Origin of the sequence: Mesorhizobium sp. 113-3-3 (assembly GCF_016756495.1) — a bacterium.
Lineage (GTDB): Bacteria > Pseudomonadota > Alphaproteobacteria > Rhizobiales > Rhizobiaceae > Mesorhizobium.
Genome location: NZ_AP023243.1, coordinates 5,360,092 through 5,383,508, shown reverse-complemented (window position 1 = coordinate 5,383,508; position 23,417 = coordinate 5,360,092). Strand labels below are relative to the sequence as shown.

The window sequence follows — 23,417 nt, the reverse complement described above, 5'->3', positions numbered from 1 at the left end:
TATTTCTCCAATCTTATTCGGCCGCTTCCGCCAGGGGAGGGAAGGCGGGTTCGGCAGTTGGTTCAGTATGCTTGGAGGCGGGTTCGCCGCTTTCGCGGCGCTCCCGCAACTGTTCGATGACCGCGTAGAAGACCGGCACGAACACCAGCGACAGGATGGTCGCGGCGACCATGCCGCCAAACACGGTGGTACCGATCGACTGGCGGCTTGCCGCGCCGGCGCCGGTTGCGAACATCAGCGGCAGCACGCCGAGGATGAAGGCGAAGGCCGTCATCAGGATCGGCCGGAGTCTCAGCCGCGCGGCTTCCATTGCCGCCTCGACGATGCTCAAGCCTTCCTCGCGCCGCCGTCTGGCGAACTCGACGATCAGGATGGCGTTCTTCGCCGCCAGGCCGATCAGCATGACGAAACCGATCTGCGAGTAGACGTCGATCTGCATGCCGCGCATCCACAGGGCCGCGAACGCGCCGAACAGGGCCAATGGCACCGCCAGCAGCACCATGAACGGCATCGCCCAGCTTTCATACTGCGCCGCCAGGATCAGGAAGACGAAGACGATGGCGAGGCCGAAGACGACGGACGCGATCGATCCTGCCTTGAGCTCCTGGAAGGTGATGCCGGTCCATTCGAAACCGAAATCCCTGGGCAAGGCGGTGGCAGCCGCCCGTTCCATGGCAGCGACGGCCTGGCCTGAGGAGAAGCCCGGCGCGGCGCCGCCATTGATCGAGGCCGACGCGTTGTTGTTGTAGTGCGGCACGGTCTCCGGCCCGACGAAGGGCACGAGCTTGCCCAGCGTCGAGAGCGGCACCATGCCGCCCGAGGCGTTGCGCACATAGAGCCGCGAAATGTCGGCGGCGCCCGCACGTGCATCCTTGTCGGCCTGGATGGTCACCCGGAAGGTGCGGCCGAACAGGTTGAAGTCGTTCACGTAGAGTGAGCCGAGATAGATCTGCAGAGTGTTGAAGACGTCGGGCAAATTGAGCCCGAGGAGCTTCGCCTTGCTGCGGTCGAGGTCGTAGTTGAACTGCGGCGTCGACGTCGAGAACGGCGAGAACAGCTGCTGCGGATTGATTTCCGGCTGCTTGCGTGCCTCGGCGATCACGGCTTGCGTCGCGTCGTTGAGGGCCGTGCTGCCGCGACCGGTGAGATCCTCGACGACGAATTCGAAGCCGCCCGTGGTGCCGATACCCGGGATCGAGGGCGGATCGAAGGAAAGCGCGAAGGCCTCCGGTATCTGCAACAGCTTGCCGCGCACGTCGGCGACGAGCTTCGATGCGCTCTGGTCGGGAGTACGCTCCTCCCAGGGCTTCAGGATGGCGAACTCGACCGCCGAGTTCGACTGCGCCGCACTGGTCAGGAAGTTCAGGCCGCTGATCGAGCCGACAATGTCGACGCCGGGCGTTGCCTGCAGGATGTCGCGCGCCTTCTGGGCCACCGCGTCGGTGCGCTCGAGCGAGGCGCCGTCGGGCAACTGGATGACGACGAAGAAATAGCCCTGGTCCTCGACCGGAAGGAAGGTCGAGGGCAGTTTCTGCCAGACGAAATAGGTGGCGACCAGGCCGGCCGCGAACAGGCCGAGCATGATCCAGCGCAAGCGGATGAGAATGCGCACGCCATGGGCGTAGGCATGCGACAACCTGTCGAAACCGGTATTGAACCAGCGGAACAGGATGAACTGCGTCTCGCCGCGATGGCGCAGGAAGGCGGCGCTGAGTGCGGGGCTGAGCGTCAGCGAATTGAAGGCGGAAATGCCGACTGAAATCGCCACCGTCAGTGCGAACTGGTTGTAGAGCTTGCCGGAAACGCCGGGAATGAAGGCGACTGGCACGAACACCGCCATCAGCACGGCGGTGGTGGCGATGATCGGGCCGGTGACTTCGGCCATGGCGGCCTTGGTCGCGGCCAGTGGTTTCAACCCGGCCTCGAGCTGTCGTTCGACATTCTCGACCACCACGATGGCGTCGTCGACGACAAGGCCGATCGCCAGCACCATGCCGAGCAGAGAGAGCATGTTGAGCGAGAAGCCCATCATCTCCATGACGACCAATGTCGCCACCAGCGACACCGGAATGGCGATGGTCGGAATGATCGTCGTGCGCCAGCTCTGCAGGAAGATGAACACCACGGCGACGACCAGCACCAGGGCTTCGCCGAGCGTGATCAGCACGTCATGCATCGACGCCGAGACGAAGCGCGTCGTGTCGTAGTGCATGGCATAGGAGACGCCCTTCGGGAAACGGGACGACAACTCCTGCATCTTGTCCTTGACACGCTGCTGAAGGTCGAGCGCGTTGGAACCGGGCATCTGGTAGACGGCGAGCACGACCGTCGGGTCCTTGCCGAAGAAGGCCGAGGACGAATATTGCAGCGCGCCGAGCTCGATACGCGCAACGTCACGTAGCCGCACCAGCGAGCCGGTGTCGGTATTGGCGCGCACCACGATGTCGCCGAACTCCTTCGGGTCGCTCAGGCGCCCGACGGCGCTGACCTGCATCTCAAAAGCGGTACCGGCAGGCGCCGGCGACTGACCGATCTTGCCGGCCGCAACCTGGACGTTCTGCTCTGATATGGCGTTCTGCACGTCGACCGCGGTGATGCCCAGGTTGGCGAGCTTGTCCGGGTCGAGCCAGATGCGCATCGAATAGCGCCGCTCGCCGAAAATCTGAACGTCGCCGACGCCCTGCAGCCGCTTCAGCGGATCGACGACCTGCAGATAGGCAAGGTTCGACAGTGCCACCGGATCGACGGACTTGTCGGGCGAGGTGAGGTTGACGATCAGCACGAAGTTCGGGTTCTGCTTCTTGATCGTCACGCCGCCCTGGTTGACGATCGCCGGCAGCGACGATGCCGCTTGGCTGACGCGGTTCTGGACGTCGACGGCGGCGGTGCTCAGCGAGTAGCCGACATCGAAGGTGATGGTGATGGTCGACGAGCCGTCATTGGAGCTCGTCGACGACATGTAGGTCATCCCTTGCACGCCGTTGATCTGCTGCTCCAGCGGCGTCGTCACCGTGTCGGCCACGACCTGCGCGCTGGCGCCCGGATAGTGGGCGCTGACCACGACCTGGGGCGGCGTGATGTCGGGAAACTGCGAAACCGGCAGCAGGAAATAACAAATCGTCCCGGCGAGCACCATGATGATGGCAATCGCCGAGGCGAAGATCGGACGGTGAATGAAGAAGTTTACCACGACACACATGCCTCGCCGGCTGCTGTTGCCCGCCCGAAGGCGCTGGCAAGTCTGGACAACTGGCCGTGCCCGTCACGGGAGGCTTCCCGTGAACGCAGCAACGGCACCTCATGACGCTGCCCATCGGCAAGCGAGCGAAGCATCTTCTCGAAAGCGCGGGGGTCGACCCCATCTGCCTTCATGACCAGCCGGATCATCGGATCCCGGACGGCCTCATCTATGGTAAGATCGCGGCGCTGTGGCATTGGCCGGCTCCTTGTCTGTCGGTGCGCAGCCCATGCTCGCGAACCGTTTTTCATTTCCTCACCGGCCGGAGCCGCATGATTGGCAGTTTCTCGTCCGTCTCATCTGGCAGGACCAGTTCACGGCCTTGTTATTGACGACGGGCGACATAGGTGTTACCAGTAAGTAACATTCTGGAAGTTACAGACCGGTAACACCCTAGTCAAGAGGTGGCCGAGGGTTTTTTGGAAACGAAAGGAGATCATGATGACAGACGGCGTCGTGGAGCGCTCTCGTCCCCGGGATCGGATCCTGGAGACGGCACGCGACATGTTCCACAAGCACGGCATCAAGGGCGTCGGCGTCGACGCCATCACCGAAGCTGCCGGCACGAACAAGATGACGCTCTATCGTCACTTCGAATCCAAGGACGAACTGATCGTCGAGTGCCTGCGCGCCAATGCGGCCAAGGCCGGCGCCATGTGGGACGCTTTCGAGGCCGAGTTTCCCGGCGACAAGCTCGCGCAACTGCATGCCTGGGTGCGCAAGGCGGCTGCCATGCTCAATGCCGACGGCCGCGGCTGCGATATGGCCAATGCCGCCGCTGAGTTGACCGAGCCGGACCATCCGGCGAGGCTGGTGATCAAGGAGCTCAAGGAAGCCCAGCGCGAACGCCTGGTGGCGCTATGCCGGGGCGCGGGCATCGGTCAGGCCGAACTGCTTGCCGATACGCTGTCGCTGCTGTTCGAGGGCGCTCGTGTCAGCGTGCAGACCGTGGGCGCTGAAGGCCCAAGCACACAGTTCGTGCGCATGGCCGAAGGGCTGATCGCCTCCTTCCGGGGCGCCGCCGCCGGTTGATATCCGCCACGCTTGTTGGCGCTTTGCCGGTTGTATGACCGAGGCCATGCCCGGCGCCCTTTGGCGCGGGCGGCGCTGTAATTCCTCCCGTCTGAACGAAAAAAGCCCGCTGCCGGGAGGAGGTGGCAGCGGGCTCGATTTCGAATGTGGCGCGGGAGGAGGTGCACCCCATTCAGCGTCGGCATCGCATCTGGGAGGAGTAGATGGCCGACGACCAGAACCTACGAGCTGCCCAATGATTCGGCAACAATGAATTGTGCATAGCAGCTGTGCAGATTTGCCGTGTCAATTATCAGACAAATCCGGGAAACTGGCTTTTCCGAGGCGTCCCCGCCTACTGCACCGGCACGTTTTCCCTGAAAATCAGGCGCGGCTCGATGAATTTGCGGGTCAGATAGGGCGCCGATGAGGCGATGGAGCCGAGCAGGCGGATGACCGACTGTTCGGCGATCAGCCTAGCGTTCTGGTCGATGACGACGTCGGCGAGGTCGTCGACGAGGTAGCCGCGTGTCTCCTTCGTCAGGTCGTGGCAGATGAACACCGGCTTGCGGTTGGGCCTGGCTTCCAGGATGGCTCTCGCGACGCCGGAGCGCCCGGCCCCGACGCAATAAATGCCGAGCAGTTCGGGTTCGTTGTGCAACGCCTTCATGGTCTCGGCGTAGCTGGCATCCGGCTCGTCATTGATCTCGACGGCGCTGGTCACGGTGAGGTTGGGAAACTCTTCGCCGAGCACTGACCGAAAACCCATCTCACGCTCCTCATGGCCGCGATAGGAGCGCGAGCCGACGACCATCGCCAGATGGCCTTCGCGGCCGCCGAGGAAACGACCCATCAAAAGCGCCGCCGTTCGCCCCGCCACCCGGTTGTCGATGCCGACATAGGCCGAGCGGGGAGCGGCCGGAATGTCGGACACCAGCGTCACCAGGCGGATGCCGGCCTCGACGATGTCGCGCAGGATGTTGCGGGTTCGCGGATGGTCGATGGCGATGACGCCGACGCCATTGGCCCTCAGCGACAGGTTTTCCACCGCGCTCTGCAGCGCGTTCGGTGAGATGCCGGCGAGGCTATGGATCCGGCAGGAGGCGACCAGCGGCAGGCGCGATGCATAGTCCTCGATGTGCCTTGCCAGATCCTGCATGAAGGCGTTGCTGCCGATCGGCAGGAAGAATTCGAGGTTTGCGGGTCTGGATGGAAGCGTCACCTGGTCGGCGACCGGCAAATAGCCGAGCTGCTTGGCGGCCTCCATCACGCGCTGCCGGTTGGCGGCGCTGGCGCCGGGCCTGTTGTTGAGCACCCTGTCGACCGTCGCGGTCGAGAGCCCGCAATTCCTGGCGATATCGGAGACGGTGGCCTTCATGCCGCAACCCTATGCGCCGATGCGATCGTGCGCCAGACACGTGATTTGGCTCGCGATTTGCCAGCCGATGCGATCCGAGGGGAGGGCGATCGACACCCATCACCGCGACAAGCGTTCGGCTGCTTCGACAAGGCGGCCGTCCTCAGTGCGACGGTTTGCCGTCGGCGATGGCCTCGCGGATTTCCTTGTCCGACATGCCGGTGATGATCCGTTCGACTTCCGTCACGGTTGTCTTCTTCGGGTCGATGTCGTCGGCGACCACCTTGCCCCGGCGCATGACGACGATGCGGTCGACCACCTGGAAGACGTGATGGATGTTGTGCGCGATGAAGATGCAGGAATGGCCGGAATCGCGGGCGCTGCGCACGAAGCTCAGCACGCCTTGCGTCTCGGCGACGCCGAGATTGTTGGTCGGCTCGTCGAGGATGATCAGGTCGCTGTCGAAATGCATGGCGCGCGCGATCGCCACCGCCTGGCGCTCGCCGCCTGACAGCGAGCCGATTGGCGTCGTCGGCGGAATGTTCTTCGAGATGCCGACCTGTTTGAGCAGGTCGCGGGCGACATTGTTCATCGCCTCCTGGTCCATGCGGTTGAGGAAACGCGGCGGCTTGATCGGCTCGCGTCCGAGGAACAGATTGCGGGCGATCGACAGTTGCGTGACCAGCGCGGAATCCTGGTAGATCGTTTCGATGCCCTGCGCGATGGCGTCGCTGGTGCTGCGCAAGGTGACCTTCTTGCCGCGGATAAAGATGTCGCCGCTGGTCAGCGGCACCGCGCCCGACAGGACCTTGATCAGCGTCGACTTGCCGGCGCCATTGTCGCCGAGCAGGCCGACGATCTCGCGCTCGTTGACATGGAAATTGGCATCCTCCAACGCCTGCACGCGGCCGTAGGACTTGCGGATGTTCTGCATGCGGATCAATGGCTCGGCCATGGTTCAAGTCCCCGCCTGATGCCGGCGTTCCAGCCATGAATGGAGCGCCATCATGCCAAGGATGATCGCGCCGATGAAGATGTTGTAGGCAAGTCCCGGCACGCCGATCAGCACGATGCCGTTGCGCATCACGCGCAGGATCAGGATGCCGAGCACGGTGCCGATGATGGTGCCGCGCCCGCCGGTCAGCGCCGTGCCGCCGATCACCACCATGGCGATGACTTCGAGCTCGTAGCCGGTGCCGCTGTTGGGGTTGGCGGCCGAGGTGCGCAGCGAGGAGATGACGCCGGCCAGCGAAGCCATGAGCGACGACAGCACGAACAGCCCGATCTTGACGCGGTTGACATTGACGCCGCGGGCGCGCGCCGCGTTGGGATTGCCGCCCGCCGCCTGGATCCAGTTGCCGGTTCGGCTTTGCGTCAGCACGTAGCCGAGCGCGATCGCCGCGGCGATGAACCAGAACAGCGACATGTAGATGCGGAACGGCCCGATGAAGAAGTCACCGACCAGCGCTTCGGCCAGCCAGCTGCCTTCCGCGCTCCAGGTGCGCTGCGGGAAACCGTCGGTGATGAAAAGGGCGCTGCCGCGTACCACGAGCAGCATGCCGAGCGTCACCAGGAAGGATGGGATCTTGAGCTGCGTGACGAACCAGCCATTGACCAGGCCGATCAAGGCGGCAACCACCAGCGCGGCGACGAAGCCCATTTCCAGCGAGGTGACGCCGCTGTTGAACAGCGTCCACATCAGCACCGGCGAGAAGCCGAACAGGGAGCCGACGGACAGGTCGAATTCGCCTGACGTCATCAGCAAGGTCATCGCCAGCGCGATCAGGCCGAGCTCGACCGTGAAGGCCAGCGTGTTGGAAATGTTCTGCGGCGATAGGAAGTCGTGATTGAAGCCCCAGAAAACGCCGATCTCGACGACGAGCAGCACGAAGGGACCGAATTCAGGCCGCGCAATCAGGCGTTGGACAAGCGAATGATTTTCCACTGGGAACCCGCGACATGGTTGGAACGGGCCGCGATCTCCACCGCCTCCGATGGACAGGTCGCGGCGCAGAAAGATATCTGGCGCCGCGCGCCAGATGCGCGCGGCGTCAGGATCGCGGTTTATTTGCCGGACAGGATCTTGTCGTAGACGGCGGCGGTGTCCTTCTCATAGAGCGCGCCGGTGATGACGTTGAAGCCCGGAGGAATGCCTGACGCCGCCATGTTGGCGAGCGACAGCGCGACATAGCTGGTCGCCTGCGGATCCTGCCACTGGCCGGCATTGACGTAGCCGTTCAGCACTTCCTGGGTAGTGTCGAGCGAATTGCCCCAGCCGACGACGGGGATTTCGCCCGGCTTGACGCCGACCTGGTCGAACACCCGCTTGATCGAGCCGGTGACCAGGTCGCCCAGCCCGATGATGGCCTTGACCTTGCCCTTGTGGGCGGTGAGGTAGTCGACCATGCGGTTGATCACCTCGGCCTGGTCGAGCGTCGCCTCGGTCACTTCATAGGTGATGCCGAGCGGTCCGAAGACGCTCTTGATGCCTTCCTCTTCCTGGACGCCATAGGTGGCGCCGGGGATCTCGACCGGCATCCAGACGAAGTCGCCCTTCTTCACCAGGCCCTTGTCGACCAGATACTGCGCCCAGTGCTTGCCGAAGGTGACGTTGTCGCCGCCGACATAGGCGTTGAAATTGGCTTTTGGATCGGGCGTGTTGAAGTTGATGATCGGGATGTTGGCGGCGCGGGCTTCCTTGACGATCTCGACGAGGCTGCCCGGATCGGGGCTGGTGGTGACGATGCCGTCGGCCTTGGCCGAGAGGGCGGCGCGAACCGCTTCCTGCTGGGAGGCGACGTCGCCATTGTGGAACGAGGTGTTGACGGTGTTGCCGGTGTCCTTGGCCCATTGCTTGGCTCCGGCCAGGAAGTAGGTCCAGACCGGATCGGCGGGGCCGCCATGCGAAATCCAGTAGAAGGTCTTGGCCTGCGCGGCTGCCGGAATGACCGTCAGCGCGACCAGCAGGCCGTAGAGCACAAGTCTCAGTCTTTTCAGCATTTGATTTCCTCCCGGTTGAAGATGATCCGTCCCTGTTCCGGCTTCGGCCGGATTTGCGTCTTTGCCAGCGCCGCTCGGATGCCTCAGAGCATTCCCTTTTTCGACGTATGGCAAGCCTCCATCTGCAGATGTAGTTGGCGCCCGACGCGGCGCCATCAACGGTCCCATCAGATTGCATCAGTCGAGGTGATTTTTTCGGGACCCCGGATGATTGGCGGCGAGGCTCAGCCGGGCGGATTGTGATGATCGTGTCGGGCGCGCTGGCTGCGCCACAGCTTGACCAGTCGGTCGACCGCAAGGGCAAGCACGACCAGGGCGCCGGCGGCAAATGTGCTCCACACGGCATCAACGCCAAGCATGCTCATGGCGCTGAGGATAAGCTGGAGGACCACCATGCCGATCGCGGCGCCGATGACGCTGCCATGGCCGCCCGAAAGCGATGTGCCGCCGATGATGGCCGCTGCGATCGCCAGCAACGTGAAATTGCTGCCCTCGCCGGGGGCAATGGCGCCATGCGCGCCGACATGGATCACCCCGGCCAGCCCCGCCATCGCGCCCATCAGCACCAGTGTCAGCAGCCGTACCTTGGAGGTTGGAATGCCGGCATAGGCGGCAGCCTGCGGATTGCTGCCCACGGCCTGGACCCGGTAACCGAAGCGCGTGCGGTGAAGCACGGCATGCATTACGGGCACCAGCAAGACAAAGACGATGGCCGTCGCCGGCACCATCAAGAACGCCTTGCCCGACAGTGTCGTGAAGAAGCCGCTGTCCGTGCCCGGCGGCACGACTGTCTGTCCCTTGCCGGCGACCAGCGACAGGCCCTGGGTCATCCACCATGTGCCGAGCGTTACCAGCAGAGCCGGCAGGCGCAGTACGATCGCCAGCAGGCCGTTGATCAGCCCAAGGCAAGCGCCCGCCGCGACACCCGCCAGACAGGCAAGCCAGGGGTCCATTCCGGCAAGCATCAGCAAGGCCGCGAAGGCCGCCGTGAGATGGAACACAGCACCCGCCGAAAGGTCGATCTCGCGGGCCGAGAGCACGAACACCATGCCGATCGCCAGAATGCCGGGCAGGGCGGCCTGGCCCAGCACCGAGAGCAGATTGGCCGGTTCGAGGAAGGAGGGGTTCAGCCAGCCAAGCAGTGCGACCAGCACGGCGAGCGCAACGACAGCACCGGTCTCGGCCGGCAGCCGGATGCTGCGTCTGGTCTTATGGTTCACCGAGCCGGCAAGCGGCGGCACGGTCTCGGTCCTGGTCATGCAGCGCTCTCCCGATTGCTCCGGCGGTTTTCGTCCGCGGGCTTGCCCGAAATGATCAGCTTCAGAAGCCTGCCCGCATCCATGTCGTCGCCGGCGATTTCGCCGGCCAGCCTGCCCTTGTGGAAGGCCAGGATGCGATCGCAGAGCCCTGTCAACTCGGACAGTTCGTTGGAATGCAGCAGCACGATGCAGCCGCCGGCCGCCATCTGGCGGATCAGCGCGTAGATCTCCTGCTTGCTGCCGATGTCGATGCCGCGGGCGGGCTCGTCGAGCAGCACCACTTGCGGGCCGATTTCCAGCCATTTGGCGATGATCACCTTCTGCTGGCAACCGGCCGAAAGCGAGCCCGCCGGCATTTCCGGCGCGCTCCTGATGCGCAGTGCCTCGATCTGCCGCGTGGCGCGGCCGAGCGCCGCCTTGGGCGAATACCAGCGCGACCCCCAGTCGCGTGCGCCGACGACGACATTCGCCATGTTGAAGGCGATGGATTTTTCCGGCATCAACCCGTTGCCGCGCTCACCTGAAATCATGCATATATTGCGCCGCGCCGCTTCCGTCCGGGTCCTAGGCAAGCCGTCGCCGTCGGGAAAACGCGCCTTGCCCTGGCGCGGCTTGCGCAGCCCGAACAACAAGGCAAGCAGGTCCCGCGCTCCGGAACCGGCAAGCCCGAGGATCTCGCCGGTGCGGGCCGTGAGGCTGACCTCGGACAGACTGCCGCCGCCGAGCCCATCGACGGTGATCTGCGGCCGCAGCGTGCCGGCAAGCGTCGGCAGGACCCTGAGCGGCAGTGGGAACAGCGACTGGCGCAACTGGCCGATCATCGCTTCCTCGGACGCCGTCAGCTCCTGCCGCGCCTTTGACAGCACGTCGCGGCCGTTGCGGATCACCGTCAGCTGATCGGCGATGGCAAGGGCGTCCCCCAGCCGGTTCGACGCGTAGAGCATGCTCATGCCCCTGGCTTTCAGCGCTCGCAGCACGGCGAACAGCCGCTCGCTCTGACGCTGGTCGAGCGCCGAATTCGGGTCGTCAAGAAGGAGCAGCCTCGGATTTTCCAACAGCGCGCGGGCGATCGCGACCAGCTGCCGTTCACCAGGCGCGAGATCGCCGAGTGGCGCATGGACATCGACATCGAGGCCAAGCTGGCGAAGCAGCTCGCGGCTGCGTGCCTCCATTTCGCGCCGCGAGATCAGCCCGTTGTGGAGCGGCTCGCGGTTGACGAACAGATTGGCCAGCACCGGGCGCTCGCGAAACTGCCCCGGCTGTTGAAGGACCACGCCAATGCCTAGCTTGCGCGCCGCGTTGGGGCTGTCGATCGTCGCGATCTTGCTGTCAAATTCGATGGTGCCACGGTCGGGCCGGACAATGCCCGCCAGCATCTTTGTCAGTGTCGACTTGCCGGCGCCGCTTTCGCCGACCAGCGCGTGGATCGAACCGCGCTCGACCATAAGGCTCATGTCGTCGAGCACGACCGTGCCGCCAAAGCGCCTGGCGACGTTGCGCACGAACAGGATCGGCGAATCGGACATCGGAACGGCCCCCCGACCGCACCGCGATCTTGAAGCGGATTGTGTCCGCCGTCATCCGGGTTTTGCATAAAATTGTGTTGATTGCGGCCGTTCTGGACAGATTCTAGATGAGATCGGCCTTCGCCAGGTCGCGCATGAGATGGCTGGCGCCGTAGGTCCAGTGCGGGCAATCGGGCGACAGCCGCACCCGGTTGACCAGCGCGCCGAATTTTTCCGACGAGATGGTGACGATGTCGCCGACCTTGTGGGTAAACCCCTTGCCCTTTTCGCCACGGTCCTTCGATGGCACGAACATGGTGCCGAGATAGAGCGCCAGCCCGTCCGGATACTGGTGGTGCGGGCCCATGGCGGCGGCAACCAGCTCTTCCGGCGAACGGCTGATCTCGGCCATCGAGCTTGCACCCTCCAGCGAGAAGCCATCCTCGCCCTCGACCTTCAGGCGCACCACGGCCCGCTTCACGTCTTCGATCGAGAAGGTGTCGTCGAACAGGCGGATGAAAGGGCCAAGCGACGCGGAGGCATTGTTGTCCTTGGCCTTGCCGAGCAGCAGCGCGGAGCGGCCTTCGACGTCGCGCAGATTGACGTCGTTGCCGATGGTGGCGCCGACGATCCTGCCGCTCGAGGCGGCGATCATGGCGATCTCCGGCTCCGGATTGTTCCAGGTCGACACCGGGTGCAGGCCGACATCGGCACCGAAGCCTACCGAGGCCATGGGCTGGCATTTGGTGAAGATCTCGGCGTCGGGGCCGATGCCCACTTCCAGATATTGCGACCAGGCACCGCGCGCGATCAGCTTGGCCTTGATCTCCATCGCCTCAGGCGAACCGGGCTTGAGCTTCGACAGATCGTGGCCGATCAGCCCGGCAATGTCGGCACGAATGGCGTCGGCCTTTTCCGCCGAGCCGCGCGCCTGTTCCTCGATCACCCGTTCGAGCAGGCTGACGACGAAGGTCACGCCCGACGCCTTGACCGCCTGCAGGTCGACCGGGGAGAGCAGATAGGGTCTTGCCGGATCGCGCCTGGCCTCGAAACCGTTGGCCGCGATGTCGTCGAGCGCGCCGATCGGCTTGCCCTTGGCCGAGCGCACATGCCCTGCCGGATCGGCCATCTCGCAGACGTCCCGCACGGTCGGCGCCACGCTTGACGTGATGTCGAGGACGGTGCCGTCGCGCACCGTGACGATCAGGGGATGGGGCGAAGCCGGTGATCGAGCGCGGCCGAGAAAGACGCCATCGTCAGGCAGAAACGTCATGTTTGTCATTGCACTCTCGTCATTACGCGGGATGGGTCGATGTTATGAGGTGCGCATGGCCTCTTCAAGCCGACACGCCCTGAAGCAGCATGTGCCAGGCGACAGGCGATCAACGGAAAAGGTCCTTGCCACCATGTCGCCGCACCGCTTCGCGACTCCCGATTTGGCGCTACAGTTCGCCCCAACGTAACCGCAAATGCGCGCTTGTCGATGCGCCTTTTTCCAGCGTGGTCAGGCCGCTGCCGTGATGGGCGTCCACCACATGTGAAACGGGTTCGAAGCAGAAGAAATCGGCGTCTCGTGCCGGCGAGTAGAGGACGAAGACATTCAGCGAGGGCGATGCCTCGACCGTGACGACGATAGCGTCATCCGGCTGGATGATCGAGGCGTGCCCGTTCCAACCTTCGAAGGCATTGTTGACCCAGGCGCCGGGAAGCGGCGCGGCTTGCGAAAAATCCCATTCCGGCCGGGAGGACAGCGGCACCACCCCCGTCGGTAGGTGTCGTTCGTCCTCCAGCCAGACACTATGCGCCGATGCTTGCAGCAAAGTGCGCGGGCGGCGCGGAAACCAGGGGTGGAGACCGAGCCCGTAGGGCAGGCGTATGTCGGCTCGGTTCTCGACAGTCAGCGCTGCGGACAGCGCGCCATCCTCCAATGCATAGCGGACGCTCGCACGGTAGCGGTAAGGCCCGATCGCTCCATCCTCCAGGACCAGCTCCATTTCGGTGCGGGTTCGCCTCGTCAACCGCCACGGCCTTTGAAATGCGTCGCCGTGGAGCGGGAACGCCTCGCCTTCGACATTGGGCTCTATCGCATGGAAGCGCCCGTCAAACTCGAAGCCGCCACCGGAAATGCGGTTTGACCAGGGGATCAGCAGTTGCGACCCGAACTTCAGCAAGCCTCTCGACGGCTCAAGGAGAGGCGTGGGGGCTCGGCCGGGTCGGATTGCGTCGTAGCGCATGATGGCGGCGCCCTCGCGGGGGCGCACCACGAGGCTTGCACGCCCATCGGCAAGTTCGATCTCATCGTCGTTGGTCATCGAAAGGCCGCCACGGCTACCATCCGCCATCGATGTTGATGTTCTGACCGCTGATCATGTCCGCGGCCGGGGAGACGAGGAATAGCACCAAATCGGCGATATGCTGCGGCTCGATTCGCCGCTTAAGGCTTTGGTTGGCGAGGATCCAGTCACTGTATTCCTCGAGCCGTTCTCCGAAGACGCGCTCCTCTGCCTCGGAAACGACAGCGCCGGGCGACACCGCGTTCACGGTGATGCCGTGTGGCCCCAATTCCCGCGCCAGCGACTTGGTCAGTCCCAGCATGGCGCCCTTCGAGGCCACATAGGGCACGTAGCCCTCCCAGCGGCCGTTCAGCGTCACCGAGCAGAAGTTGACGATCCTGCCCCAGCCCTTCTTCTTCATGCCGGGGGCGCAGGCGCGTGCCAGCGCGAAGGCAGCCGATGAATTCACACGGATCTGGTCCTCGTACTCGCCAAGCGAGAATTCCTCGAACGGACGGTTGATGATGAGCGCGGCGTTGTTGATCAGAATGTCGATCGTGCCTTCTGCGTCGGCGAGCGCCCTAACCGCTGCCTCGGTTTCAGCCAGCTGGTTCAAGTCGCAACCGACATAGACGATCGTACCCTTGTTTGCCGCCGCCAGCTCCGCGGCGATTCCAGGCCCTTCGGCATTCTCCGGCCGGTCAAGCAACAGCACGCGCGCGCCGGCGCGGGCAAGCGCGGCAGCCTGGGCGCGGCCCAGCGAACCGAGACCACCCGTCAGGAGCACTCCTTTACCGGAAAGGTTCGTCATCACCGTTCCCGCTCCTCAAAGCACGTTGTGGACTTCATCGATGGAGGTCTCCTCGATGCGCTTGTCGAGCACGACCTCGCCGCGCGCCATCGCGACCACGCGATCACAGCAATCAAAGACGTGATGCATGTTGTGGCTGATGAAAACGCCGGTCACCCCTTGCGCCTTCAGTCCACGCACGAAGCCGATGACCTTGCTGGTCTCCTTGACCGAAAGGTGATTGGTCGGTTCGTCGAGGATCATCACCTTCGATTTGAAATGCATGGCGCGCGCGATGGCGACACCCTGCCGCTGGCCGCCTGACAATTCACCGACCAGCGCGTCGGGCGAGCGCAGATGCAGGTCGACATTGGCGATCGCCTTGATGCTCTCGCTGCCCATCTTCTTTTGATCCAGGATGCCGACGCCGAATAAGGAAAACAGCGTCGGTTCGCGGCCGATAAACAGGTTCCTGGCGATCGACATGGTGGGAACCATAGAATTGTACTGGTAGATGGTCTCGATGCCGAGGTTCATCGCATCGCGCGGCCTCGCGATCCGCACCGGTCTGCCTTCGACCAGGATCTCGCCTTCGTCAGCGGTATGGACGCCGGACAGGATGTTGATGAGCGTCGATTTGCCGGCACCGTTGTCGCCGACCAGCCCGAGCGCCTCGCCGCGCTTCAGGTCGAGGCTCACCCCCTTCAACGCATGGACGCCGGAATACCATTTGTGAAGATTGCGCACGGAGATGATTGCGTCTTCCATGGCTCAGCCCTCCATCTTGATCGCCTTGGCGCGTTTGCGCATCCAGGCATTGGCGACGACGGCGAAAATGGTCAGGAAGCCGATCGCGAATTTGAACCAGTTCGCGTCGACATTCGAGAGCACCAGCCCGTTGTCGATGATGCGGATGAGGATTGTGCCGATGATGCCGCCGGCGACCGTGCCGATGCCGCCTGCGAGCGAAGCGCCGCCGATCACCGCTGAGGCGACCGCCTGGAGTTCCAGACCTTCGCCGATGGAAGGCAAGGGGGAGCCCAGCCTCAGCACTTGCAGCATGCCGGCGAAACCCGACAGCATCGAGCAAAGCACGAAGCATGCGAGTTTTACCCTCGCGGTCGGGATGCCCATCGAGGCGGCAGCCGGGTGGAAGCCGCCGGTGGCCTTTATCCAGTTGCCGAAATTGGTTCTGGAAAGCATCAGGGATGTCAGCAGCGCAATTCCCGCAAACCACAGGAACGACATGCGGAACATGTTGCCGGGGCCGACGAACGAGGTGAACAGCCAGTTCGGCAGATCGGCGGGAAGCAAGGGTGGAAACCCGCCCGAGACGACGATCGTCAGGGACCGGGCGATGAAAAGCATGCCGAGCGTGGTGATAAAGCTCGGGATCTCGAACCAGATCGTCACATAGCCGTTGATAAATCCGATCACCGCGCAGACGACAAGCCCGGCCAGCAAGGCAAGGGGGAAGGGCAGCCCTTCGACCATGAGGACCGCCATGCACATCGGCATCAGCGCGAACACCGATCCAACCGACAGGTCGAACTCGCCGCTGATCATCAAGATCGTGACGCCGATGGCGACGAGGCCCGTTTCCGGCAGAATGCCGAGGATGCCGCGAAGGTTATCCTGATTGAGGAACACGCCATCCGAGCGGATCTCGAAAATCACCACCAGAAGCACCAGCAGGATCAGTCCCGCCAGTTCCGGCTTTTCCAGATAGGTCTTGAAGAGGCGTTTCAAGGCAGGCTCCAGGAATTCGAGGCAAGGGACCACCCGGCAGTGCGCGGACCGCCGGGTGAACACATGGCGGGTGTGGGCTTAACGCAGACCTTGCGAGGAAAGCGTCATGATCGCATCGGCCTGATCCGGGCGTACGATGCCTTGACCCGTATCGATGTCGGAGGGGGCCAGACCGACCTTCTTGTTCAGGTAGGCTTCCATGACGGGCATGAAGCCCTGCATGTAGGGCTGTTGATCCACCAGAGCCTGGACGTAGCCCTTCTGCATCTGCTGCAGGACTTCCGGCACCAGATCGAAGCCGCCAAGCAGGACCTTGCCCGGCGCGACGCCGCGGTCCTGCAGCGAGCGCGCAACGCCCGCGCACCAGAAGCCGGTGTCGAAATAGGCCGTGGTGTCGGGATGCGCGTTGAGATAGGCGCCGACACGATCGGACGTGATCGCAAGATCCGTTCCGCTGTCGATCCGCTCCCATGAAACCTGGCGGTCGGGGTGGGCCGCCTTGTACTCTTCCAGGAACTGCATGACGCCCGCGCCGCGGCTTTCTGACCAGTTCTGGCCGGGTGCGGAAATGCCGACCAGAACCTTGATCGGCCCCTCTTTCGGGAAGCTCTCGGAAATCGCTTTGCCGAGCGAATAGCCCGCCGGCTTGAAACCTTGCCCGATGAAGGCCTGCCGTGCATTGCCCTTGGCGCCTTCGGTGTCATCGACATTGACGGCAATCACCAACACACCGGCGTCCCGCGCCTCCTTGATGACGTCGTCGAACGCCTTGTTGTCCACAATCGAGGTCAGCAGGGCATCCGGCTTGGCCGCAAGCGCGGCGCGCATGTTGGCGAGTTGCTGTTCGACCGAGCCTTCGGTCTGGGTGAAGATCATGTTGCACTTGGCCACGACCTTGCCGCAGGCATCGTCAAAGCCCTTCTTCACCGCCTGCCAGAAGGTGTTCGAGGCCGACGAATGGTGCGTAAAGACGATGTTGAGCCCGTCGGCACTGGCGACGGAAGGCCCGGCAAGCAGGGTCGTGGCGAGCAAAAGCGTTGCAGTCAGTCGTTTCATTTCTATTCCTCCCGTTGAGTGTGCTTCAGATGTCCGTCTTGTCGGAGACCCGGCGATGGACGGTGTAGGCCCGACCGAGGTCGGGATTGAGCTCCAGCCCGAGGCCGGGACCAGGCGGCACGGTGATCATGCCGTCCTTGACTTCCGGCAGCGCGGTCACGAGGTCGCGATACCAGGTCCTGTAAAATGCCCGCACACTCTCCTGGACGAGGGCGTTGGGCGCGTTGAGCGACAAATGCGTGGACGCCGCCAGCACCACCGGCCCGGTGCAGTCGTGCGGGGCGACCGGCAGATGCCAGGCCTCCGCCATCGCTGCGATCTTGCGTGCCTCGGAAAGTCCGCCACACCAGGAAATGTCCAGCATGACGATGCCCGCGGCGCCCGTCTCCAGAAGGTCGCGGAACGCCCAGCGACTGCCCAAGGTTTCCGACGCCGAGATCGGCGCCGGGCTCGCGGCCTCATAGCGCTTGAGATCGGCGAGGCTGTCCATGCGGATGGGATCCTCATGCCAGTAGGTGCCATAAGGTCCGAGCGCCTTGGCGATCTTGATCGCGGGCAGGAGCTGCCACATGGAGTGGAACTCGACCATGATGTCGATCTTGTCGCCGACGGCTTTGCGGATCTTCTCGAAGGGCTGCAGCGCGGCTTTGAGATCGCCGGCGCTAATGTCTAGCCCCCGGCTTTTCTCTGCGGCATGGTCGAAAGGCCAGATCTTCATGGCCGTGATACCGTCCTCGAGCAGCTCCGCCGCCAATTCGTCGGCGCGGTGGAGAAACCCGTTCAGGTCGTCGTAACCTTGCCTTGTGCCGAGACCATAATTCGCGGTGGTCTGTCCCTTGCCGTCCTTGATGTATTCGGTGCCGGCGCAGGTGTTGTAGGTGCGGATGGACTGCCGCGAAAAGCCTCCCAGAAGCTGCGCGATCGGCTGGTTCATCGCCTTGCCGAAAATGTCCCAGAGCGCGATGTCGAAGGCGGAATTGCCGCGCACTTCGACCCCGCTTGAGCGGAAACCGAGATAGCCAACCAGATCTGCGGAAAGCAGATCGATCTGCAGTGGATCGCGGCCGATGACGCGTGGCGCGACATATTCGTGGATGTATTCCTCGACCGTGCGGGCCAGGAAAAAGGTTTCGCCGAGGCCGGTGACGCCCTCGTCCGTATGCACCTCGACCCAGAGTAGATTGGGTCGTTCTTCGATGCGGATGGTCTCGATCGAGCGGATTTTCATGCGATCCCCGCGTCGATCAATGCCTTGACGCTCTTGTCGAAATGCGCGGCCATATGTTCGGCGGCAAGTTGCGGGTTCCCAGCGACGATCGCCCGGGCAATATCCGCGTGCCCCTCGATCATCTTGATCTGCTCTTCCTCGGTGGCGCGCGTACGCCAGCCGATCACCCAGGTGCGTCGCGTGACACCGCTGAAGGCGTTGATGATCAACGAAAACACCGGGTTGTGGGAGGCCTGCGCGATCGCCTCATGGAATGCGATGTCGTACTCCATGACGATCTCGGGCGTACGGTAATTCTCGCGCATCAGCTGCGCGCATTTCTGTATTTCAGCCGCCTCCGCATCGGTCCGCCGGAGTGCGGCGAGCGCCACCGTGCGCATTTCGATGGTGCGGCGCACATCATAAACCTGCTGGACGCTGATCTGTTCGGTGGTGACGCCGTGCTCAATCACCATCGACATGGCGCCAATGTCGAGCTTGGCGACGCTGGCACGCCGGCCGGCGCTCATGTCGATGAGACGCATCGCCGACAACGATCGAAACGCCTCCCGCACCACTGTGCGCGAGACACTGAGCTTGCGGGTCATGTCGGCTTCACTGGGCAAGAGGTCGCCGGGGCCAAGGCCTTCGACGCGGATGTGTTGGGTGATGGCCTGAATGGCGGCACTCACCAGCCCGGGATTCGTCTCGTCAGGCTCTATGCTGCGATCGCTTACCATTTGCCCTAAACCTGTATGACATGTTTTCTTGAAATGCCTATAGCTTTATGAAATCTTGTCTGTCAATAGCGATTGACCGCGCGACAGCTGGGAGGGGAAGGGCAGTGGATAGCGAAAAAAAAACAGCCGAGCTTGGTGTGTAATGCCAGGGATATCGTCGGTGAGAGCCTGCTCTGGGACGAGAACAGGAAGGCACTGATCTGGGTGGACATCATCGGGCGGCGCATTCACCGGTTCGATCCGGCTACTCGCGATCATCAGAGCTGGCGGACCCCGGACCTCGCAACCTCGATTGGCCTGCGCCGGGACGGCGGCGCGATCGTCGGGCTGCGAAAGGACGTGGCGCTGTGGGATTTTGGAGAGAGCTTCAGGACGATCGCGACGATCGAACCGGACAGCCCTGACACACGCTTGAATGAGGGCGTGGTCGCCCCGGACGGCTCGTTCTGGGTCGGCACGATGGAAAACAACATCGGCGCAGACGATCTTGCGCGCGATATTTCGCGAGATGCGGGGCGGATCTATCGTGTCGACACAGCCGGCACTGTCGAGGCGCTCAGTACCGATCGCTTCGGCATCACCAACACGATGGTCTGGGCGGCGGATGATACGTTCATCACGGCGGACACGACGAAGAACCAGATCTTTCGCTACCACTGGGACAGGGTGCGGTCGCGAATAACCGACAGGCGTCCTTTCTTTTCGGGTTTTCCTCGCGGCCTGCCGGACGGGTCGTGCATGGATGCGGAGGGCTACGTCTGGAACTGTCGCGTTGCGGGCGGCGGCTGCCTGGTTCGCATTTCACCTGACGGGGTTCTGGACAGAGTGGTGGAGCTGCCCTGCAGCTGGCCGACGAGCTGTGCCTTCGGCGGCGAGAATTTCGACACCCTCTTCGTCACCTCGGCGCGGTTTACCATGAGCGAGAGTCATTTGCGGGCGAACCCGCAGGAGGGCGGGCTGTTCGCGGTGCGCGTAGGCGTTCGAGGCGCCCCGACCAAACGATTCGGATGAGACGACCCGACCAACGCGGCGGAGAACGGCAGGCTTGCCAGGCCGGCTACCGCCTTTTCGACCATTCCGGGCAAGGCCCAAACGTTCCCGCAGTCGCTGGAACGTTGATTGCGTCCAATTCAGGAAAGCCGGATTCCGCTTGACAGTTTCATGAATATGAAAAAGTCTTAGCCAATTTCAAAATCTCGGTGGGCAGGTCGATGTCGGCCTTCGTTGCAGCACAAGCGCCAGAGGCCCGGTCTTCATCGGGCTTCCGGCTCGCCATGCTGCTGCCCGGTGCGCTGGTCACCTTCCTGCTGATCCTGTTCGCGCTTGGGCTGGTGCTGTTCCTCGCCTTCCGTGGCAATGACGGCTCGCTGCTCGGCGTCGGGCTGACCGTCGGGAACTTCGTCACCGTGGCCACCGATCCGCTCTACTGGACGGTGACGCTGCGCTCGCTGGTCATTGCCGGCCTGGTGACGCTGGCGACCGTCGTCACCGCCTATCCCGTCGCCTACTATCTCGCCTTCCACGCCGGGCGGCGGCGCAGCCTGCTGCTCTTCCTGGTGACGCTGCCGTTCTGGACCAGCTATCTCCTGCGCGTCTTCGCCTGGAAGATCGTGCTCGCCTATAACGGCGTCCTGAACTCGGCGCTGATTGAAAGCGGCATCTGGTCTGAGCCGACGCTGGCCTTTCTCAACACGCCGGCCGCGGTGGTCGTCACGCTTGCGCATGCCTACGCGCCCTTCGCCATCCTGCCGATCTATGTCGCGCTGGACACCATCCCCAAATCGCTGCTCGAGGCCGCCTCCGACCTCGGCGCGCGCCCGTTCACCGCATTCCGTCGCGTCGTGCTGCCGAACTCCATGCCGGGGGTATTGGCCGCCGCGCTCGTCGTCTTCGTGCCGACCGTTGGCGACTATGTCACGCCGGCCATGGTCGGCGGCCCGGCCAGTACCATGATCGGCACGCTGATCCAGTCGCAGTTCGGCAAGGCAAATGACTGGCCGTTCGGCGCGGCCCTTTCGGTCTGCGTCATGCTGGTCATTCTCGCCGTGGTGCTTGTCGCGCGCGGCGCCGACCACAGATTTGGCAGCCGCCCATGAAAGCGAACCGCGCCGGCACGAAACGGGATGGCAGCTGGCTCGGCCTCTACGTGCTTGCCTATCTGGTCTTTCTCTATCTGCCGGTCCTGCTGATCCCGCTGTTTTCCTTCAACGATTCCATCCAGGCAGCGTTTCCGCTGCAGGGTTTTACGTTGCAATGGTATCTGACGCTCTACGGCAATCCGGCGTTGTCGGGCGCGCTCCTGAACAGCCTCGTCATCGGCGCCATCGCCGCTTCCGGCGCCACGCTGTGCGGCATCACCGTGTCCTACATGGACCTCTATGGCCGCTCGCCGCTGGCCGCCACGATCAGCGCCATAGCAAGGCTGCCGATCCTCATTCCCGGCGTCATCGTCGGCATATCGCTCTTGATCCTGGTCAACCTGATCGGCCTCGGGCCCTCGCGCGTCGCCATCGTGCTCGGCCACATACTGGTGGCGTTGCCGACGACCGTGGTCGTCATGCGCAGCCGTTTCGCCGCTATCCCGAAAACGGTTCGAGAGGCGGCGCTCGACCTCGGCGCCTCCGACTGGACGACGTTCCGGCGCGTCATGCTGCCGCTCAGCCTGCCGGCCGTGCTGTCGGCCTTCATGCTCGCCTTCCTGATTTCCTTCGACGAATTCATCGTCGTCTTCTTCCTTGCGGGAACCGAGCCGACCCTGCCGCTCTATATCTGGAGCCAGCTGCGCTTTCCCCGCTCGCTGCCGACCGTCATGGCGCTGGGGACAGTGATCCTGGTCGTGTCCTTCATCATCGCCGGCACCGCCGAGATCCTGCGCCATCGCGGGCTCGGCGCCGCGCGCCGCAATCCAGCCTGACCATAACAAAGAAGAGGAGAACAGAAATGACCTTCCACCTGAAATCGATAGTCGGACAAAAGGCCCGCGCCGGCCTCGCCGCATTGGCGCTCGCCTTGTCGTCGAGCGTGGCGCTGGCCGCCGAAAAGCTGCAATATTTCACCTGGTCGGGCTACGAATTGCCCGACTTCAACAAGAGCTTCCTTGCCGCGCACCCCGATGGCGTCGAGGCTTCGATCTTCGGCGACGACGACGATGCCTTCACCAAGGTCAAGGCCGGCTTCCGTCCTGACATCGCGCATCCCTGCTACGACAAGGTGGCGCGCTGGAACAAGGAAGGCCTGCTGCAGCCGATCGACACCAAGCGCATCAAGAACTGGGATTCGATCTTCCCGGTGTTCAAGAACCTGCCCGATCTGCAGGCCGGCGACGGCAAGGTGTGGATGGTGCCGTGGGACTGGGGCAACACGTCCATCCTCTACCGCACCGATCTGGTGAAGAATCCGGAAGCGAGCTGGAACCTGCTCTGGGACAAGCAATATGCCGGCCGCATGGCGACCATCGACGCCGTGCATGATACGCCGATCGTCGCCGCGCTTCTGGCTGGCGTCAATCCGTTCGACATGACGTCTGAGCAGATGGAGAAGGTCGCGGCAAAACTGCGCGAGCAGCGCCCGCTGCTGTCGAGCTACACCACCGACATGACCTCGGTCGAACAGGCGCTGGCCAGCGGCCAGCTGGTCGCCGCCATGACCTGGAATGCATCGGCCACCTCGCTGAAGAAGCAGGGCGTGCCGGTCGAGTTCATGAAGCCGAAAGAAGGCATGCTGACCTGGGCCTGCGGCTTCGTCATGCTCAAGGACGCCAAGAATGTCGATCTCGCCTATGATTTCATCAACAGCCGGCTGGATGCCGATTCGGGCAAATTCCTGATCCAGTCCTATGGCTATGGCAGTTCGCTCAGCACCGCCTTCGCCGGCGTGGCGAAGGATGAACTGGAGAAGTTGCAACTGCCGTCTGATCCCGAAGTGATGCTGAAGAGCACCATCTTCACCGGACCGATGAAGCAGAACGACGATGTGGCCAAGATGTTCGAGAAGGTGAAGGCCGGCGGGTGAGCTTCAGCTGTATTGGATGACTGATTGTCGAGGTTTGCGCTGCCCCTCCCCTGCCTGCCAGCATCCTCTCCCTATATGGTGACGGGGAGAGGGGCGCTCTCATCGCCGATTTCGCCAATCATCAACGTCGTAAGAAAGGCGCCGAGGGTGCGGCCAGCCTCCTCCTCCCCGTCACTATACGGGGAGAAGGTGCCGGCAGGCGGATGAGGGGCGGCGCCGAC

Annotated in this window: 21 protein-coding genes; 5 read left to right on the top strand and 16 right to left on the bottom strand. The window is 63.4% G+C overall.

The window, feature by feature from the left end:
* Positions 1 to 13: 13 nt before the first annotated feature.
* Together JG746_RS26475 and JG746_RS26470 are read right to left on the bottom strand one after the other, a co-directional pair.
* Complete coding sequence (locus JG746_RS26475; protein ID WP_202355398.1) at positions 14 to 3,199, bottom strand: efflux RND transporter permease subunit; 3,186 nt, start codon at positions 3,197 to 3,199, stop codon at positions 14 to 16.
* Positions 3,184 to 3,435, bottom strand: a complete 252-nt coding sequence (locus JG746_RS26470) for a hypothetical protein (RefSeq protein WP_202355397.1) — start codon at positions 3,433 to 3,435, stop codon at positions 3,184 to 3,186. Before JG746_RS26470 ends, JG746_RS26475 begins: the two co-directional genes overlap by 16 nt.
* Positions 3,436 to 3,679: 244 nt before the next feature.
* On the opposite strand from JG746_RS26470, the gene JG746_RS26465 reads away from it, so the two are divergent.
* Positions 3,680 to 4,270: a TetR/AcrR family transcriptional regulator gene (locus tag JG746_RS26465; protein WP_202355396.1), complete on the top strand. Its 591-nt coding sequence runs from the start codon at positions 3,680 to 3,682 to the stop codon at positions 4,268 to 4,270.
* A 334-nt stretch (positions 4,271 to 4,604) separates the two neighbouring features.
* Here JG746_RS26465 and JG746_RS26460 read toward each other — a convergent pair whose 3' ends face one another.
* The 14 genes from JG746_RS26460 to JG746_RS26395 form a co-directional block, all read right to left on the bottom strand.
* Complete coding sequence (locus JG746_RS26460) at positions 4,605 to 5,627, bottom strand: LacI family DNA-binding transcriptional regulator (RefSeq protein ID WP_202355395.1); 1,023 nt, start codon at positions 5,625 to 5,627, stop codon at positions 4,605 to 4,607.
* A 142-nt stretch (positions 5,628 to 5,769) separates the two neighbouring features.
* The gene (locus JG746_RS26455; RefSeq protein WP_202355394.1) at positions 5,770 to 6,561 is read right to left on the bottom strand and encodes an ATP-binding cassette domain-containing protein; all 792 of its coding nucleotides are present in this window, start codon (positions 6,559 to 6,561) and stop codon (positions 5,770 to 5,772) included.
* A gap of 3 nt (positions 6,562 to 6,564) precedes the next feature.
* The gene (locus JG746_RS26450; RefSeq protein ID WP_202355393.1) at positions 6,565 to 7,551 is read right to left on the bottom strand and encodes an ABC transporter permease; all 987 of its coding nucleotides are present in this window, start codon (positions 7,549 to 7,551) and stop codon (positions 6,565 to 6,567) included.
* A gap of 119 nt (positions 7,552 to 7,670) precedes the next feature.
* Positions 7,671 to 8,606, bottom strand: a complete 936-nt coding sequence (locus JG746_RS26445; RefSeq protein WP_202355392.1) for a substrate-binding domain-containing protein — start codon at positions 8,604 to 8,606, stop codon at positions 7,671 to 7,673.
* A 224-nt stretch (positions 8,607 to 8,830) separates the two neighbouring features.
* Complete coding sequence (locus tag JG746_RS26440) at positions 8,831 to 9,865, bottom strand: ABC transporter permease (protein ID WP_202355391.1); 1,035 nt, start codon at positions 9,863 to 9,865, stop codon at positions 8,831 to 8,833.
* Positions 9,862 to 11,391: a sugar ABC transporter ATP-binding protein gene (locus JG746_RS26435; protein ID WP_202355390.1), complete on the bottom strand. Its 1,530-nt coding sequence runs from the start codon at positions 11,389 to 11,391 to the stop codon at positions 9,862 to 9,864. Before JG746_RS26435 ends, JG746_RS26440 begins: the two co-directional genes overlap by 4 nt.
* Positions 11,392 to 11,494: 103 nt before the next feature.
* Positions 11,495 to 12,652, bottom strand: coding sequence for a fumarylacetoacetate hydrolase family protein (locus JG746_RS26430; protein ID WP_202355389.1), 1,158 nt, complete (start codon positions 12,650 to 12,652; stop codon positions 11,495 to 11,497).
* Between the two features lie 160 nt (positions 12,653 to 12,812).
* Positions 12,813 to 13,682 carry an aldose 1-epimerase gene (locus JG746_RS26425; protein ID WP_244730452.1) on the bottom strand — a complete coding sequence of 290 codons (870 nt, stop codon included), beginning with the start codon at positions 13,680 to 13,682 and terminating at the stop codon, positions 12,813 to 12,815.
* Between the two features lie 16 nt (positions 13,683 to 13,698).
* Positions 13,699 to 14,454, bottom strand: coding sequence for an SDR family oxidoreductase (locus tag JG746_RS26420; protein ID WP_202355387.1), 756 nt, complete (start codon positions 14,452 to 14,454; stop codon positions 13,699 to 13,701).
* A gap of 15 nt (positions 14,455 to 14,469) precedes the next feature.
* Positions 14,470 to 15,201 carry an ATP-binding cassette domain-containing protein gene (locus JG746_RS26415; protein WP_202355386.1) on the bottom strand — a complete coding sequence of 244 codons (732 nt, stop codon included), beginning with the start codon at positions 15,199 to 15,201 and terminating at the stop codon, positions 14,470 to 14,472.
* A 3-nt stretch (positions 15,202 to 15,204) separates the two neighbouring features.
* Positions 15,205 to 16,182 (bottom strand): ABC transporter permease, encoded by a 978-nt coding sequence (locus tag JG746_RS26410; protein WP_202355385.1) that lies wholly within the window; start codon positions 16,180 to 16,182, stop codon positions 15,205 to 15,207.
* 78 nt (positions 16,183 to 16,260) lie between these two features.
* Entirely contained in the window at positions 16,261 to 17,238 is a 978-nt protein-coding gene (locus JG746_RS26405; RefSeq protein ID WP_202355384.1) for a sugar ABC transporter substrate-binding protein, read from the bottom strand.
* Between the two features lie 25 nt (positions 17,239 to 17,263).
* Positions 17,264 to 18,466 (bottom strand): mandelate racemase/muconate lactonizing enzyme family protein, encoded by a 1,203-nt coding sequence (locus JG746_RS26400; RefSeq protein WP_202355383.1) that lies wholly within the window; start codon positions 18,464 to 18,466, stop codon positions 17,264 to 17,266.
* Positions 18,463 to 19,185, bottom strand: a complete 723-nt coding sequence (locus tag JG746_RS26395; protein WP_202355382.1) for a FadR/GntR family transcriptional regulator — start codon at positions 19,183 to 19,185, stop codon at positions 18,463 to 18,465. Before JG746_RS26395 ends, JG746_RS26400 begins: the two co-directional genes overlap by 4 nt.
* A gap of 72 nt (positions 19,186 to 19,257) precedes the next feature.
* Between JG746_RS26395 and JG746_RS26390 the strand changes: the two genes are divergently transcribed.
* The 4 genes from JG746_RS26390 to JG746_RS26375 all read left to right on the top strand — a co-directional run bounded on the left by JG746_RS26390 (position 19,258) and on the right by JG746_RS26375 (position 23,196).
* Positions 19,258 to 20,196 carry an SMP-30/gluconolactonase/LRE family protein gene (locus JG746_RS26390; protein ID WP_244730450.1) on the top strand — a complete coding sequence of 313 codons (939 nt, stop codon included), beginning with the start codon at positions 19,258 to 19,260 and terminating at the stop codon, positions 20,194 to 20,196.
* Between the two features lie 200 nt (positions 20,197 to 20,396).
* Positions 20,397 to 21,281 carry an ABC transporter permease gene (locus tag JG746_RS26385; RefSeq protein WP_202355381.1) on the top strand — a complete coding sequence of 295 codons (885 nt, stop codon included), beginning with the start codon at positions 20,397 to 20,399 and terminating at the stop codon, positions 21,279 to 21,281.
* Positions 21,278 to 22,099 carry an ABC transporter permease gene (locus JG746_RS26380; RefSeq protein WP_202355380.1) on the top strand — a complete coding sequence of 274 codons (822 nt, stop codon included), beginning with the start codon at positions 21,278 to 21,280 and terminating at the stop codon, positions 22,097 to 22,099. Before JG746_RS26385 ends, JG746_RS26380 begins: the two co-directional genes overlap by 4 nt.
* A gap of 26 nt (positions 22,100 to 22,125) precedes the next feature.
* The gene (locus tag JG746_RS26375) at positions 22,126 to 23,196 is read left to right on the top strand and encodes an ABC transporter substrate-binding protein (RefSeq protein WP_202355379.1); all 1,071 of its coding nucleotides are present in this window, start codon (positions 22,126 to 22,128) and stop codon (positions 23,194 to 23,196) included.
* Positions 23,197 to 23,417: the final 221 nt, after the last annotated feature.

Excerpts from the sequence above, each read along its gene's own strand:
- JG746_RS26380 (WP_202355380.1), top strand. The coding sequence starts at position 21,278 with ATGAAAGCGAACCGCGCCGGCACGAAACGGGATGGCAGCTGGCTCGGC.
- JG746_RS26385 (WP_202355381.1), top strand. The coding sequence starts at position 20,397 with ATGTCGGCCTTCGTTGCAGCACAAGCGCCAGAGGCCCGGTCTTCATCG.
- JG746_RS26405 (WP_202355384.1), bottom strand. The coding sequence starts at position 17,238 with ATGAAACGACTGACTGCAACGCTTTTGCTCGCCACGACCCTGCTTGCC.
- JG746_RS26440 (WP_202355391.1), bottom strand. The coding sequence starts at position 9,865 with ATGACCAGGACCGAGACCGTGCCGCCGCTTGCCGGCTCGGTGAACCAT.
- JG746_RS26475 (WP_202355398.1), bottom strand. The coding sequence starts at position 3,199 with ATGTGTGTCGTGGTAAACTTCTTCATTCACCGTCCGATCTTCGCCTCG.
- JG746_RS26375 (WP_202355379.1), top strand. The coding sequence starts at position 22,126 with ATGACCTTCCACCTGAAATCGATAGTCGGACAAAAGGCCCGCGCCGGC.
- JG746_RS26435 (WP_202355390.1), bottom strand. The coding sequence starts at position 11,391 with ATGTCCGATTCGCCGATCCTGTTCGTGCGCAACGTCGCCAGGCGCTTT.
- JG746_RS26470 (WP_202355397.1), bottom strand. The coding sequence starts at position 3,435 with ATGCCACAGCGCCGCGATCTTACCATAGATGAGGCCGTCCGGGATCCG.
- JG746_RS26395 (WP_202355382.1), bottom strand. The coding sequence starts at position 19,185 with ATGGTAAGCGATCGCAGCATAGAGCCTGACGAGACGAATCCCGGGCTG.
- JG746_RS26455 (WP_202355394.1), bottom strand. The coding sequence starts at position 6,561 with ATGGCCGAGCCATTGATCCGCATGCAGAACATCCGCAAGTCCTACGGC.
- JG746_RS26465 (WP_202355396.1), top strand. The coding sequence starts at position 3,680 with ATGACAGACGGCGTCGTGGAGCGCTCTCGTCCCCGGGATCGGATCCTG.
- JG746_RS26420 (WP_202355387.1), bottom strand. The coding sequence starts at position 14,454 with ATGACGAACCTTTCCGGTAAAGGAGTGCTCCTGACGGGTGGTCTCGGT.
- JG746_RS26460 (WP_202355395.1), bottom strand. The coding sequence starts at position 5,627 with ATGAAGGCCACCGTCTCCGATATCGCCAGGAATTGCGGGCTCTCGACC.
- JG746_RS26430 (WP_202355389.1), bottom strand. The coding sequence starts at position 12,652 with ATGACAAACATGACGTTTCTGCCTGACGATGGCGTCTTTCTCGGCCGC.
- JG746_RS26415 (WP_202355386.1), bottom strand. The coding sequence starts at position 15,201 with ATGGAAGACGCAATCATCTCCGTGCGCAATCTTCACAAATGGTATTCC.
- JG746_RS26400 (WP_202355383.1), bottom strand. The coding sequence starts at position 18,466 with ATGAAAATCCGCTCGATCGAGACCATCCGCATCGAAGAACGACCCAAT.
- JG746_RS26445 (WP_202355392.1), bottom strand. The coding sequence starts at position 8,606 with ATGCTGAAAAGACTGAGACTTGTGCTCTACGGCCTGCTGGTCGCGCTG.
- JG746_RS26425 (WP_244730452.1), bottom strand. The coding sequence starts at position 13,682 with ATGACCAACGACGATGAGATCGAACTTGCCGATGGGCGTGCAAGCCTC.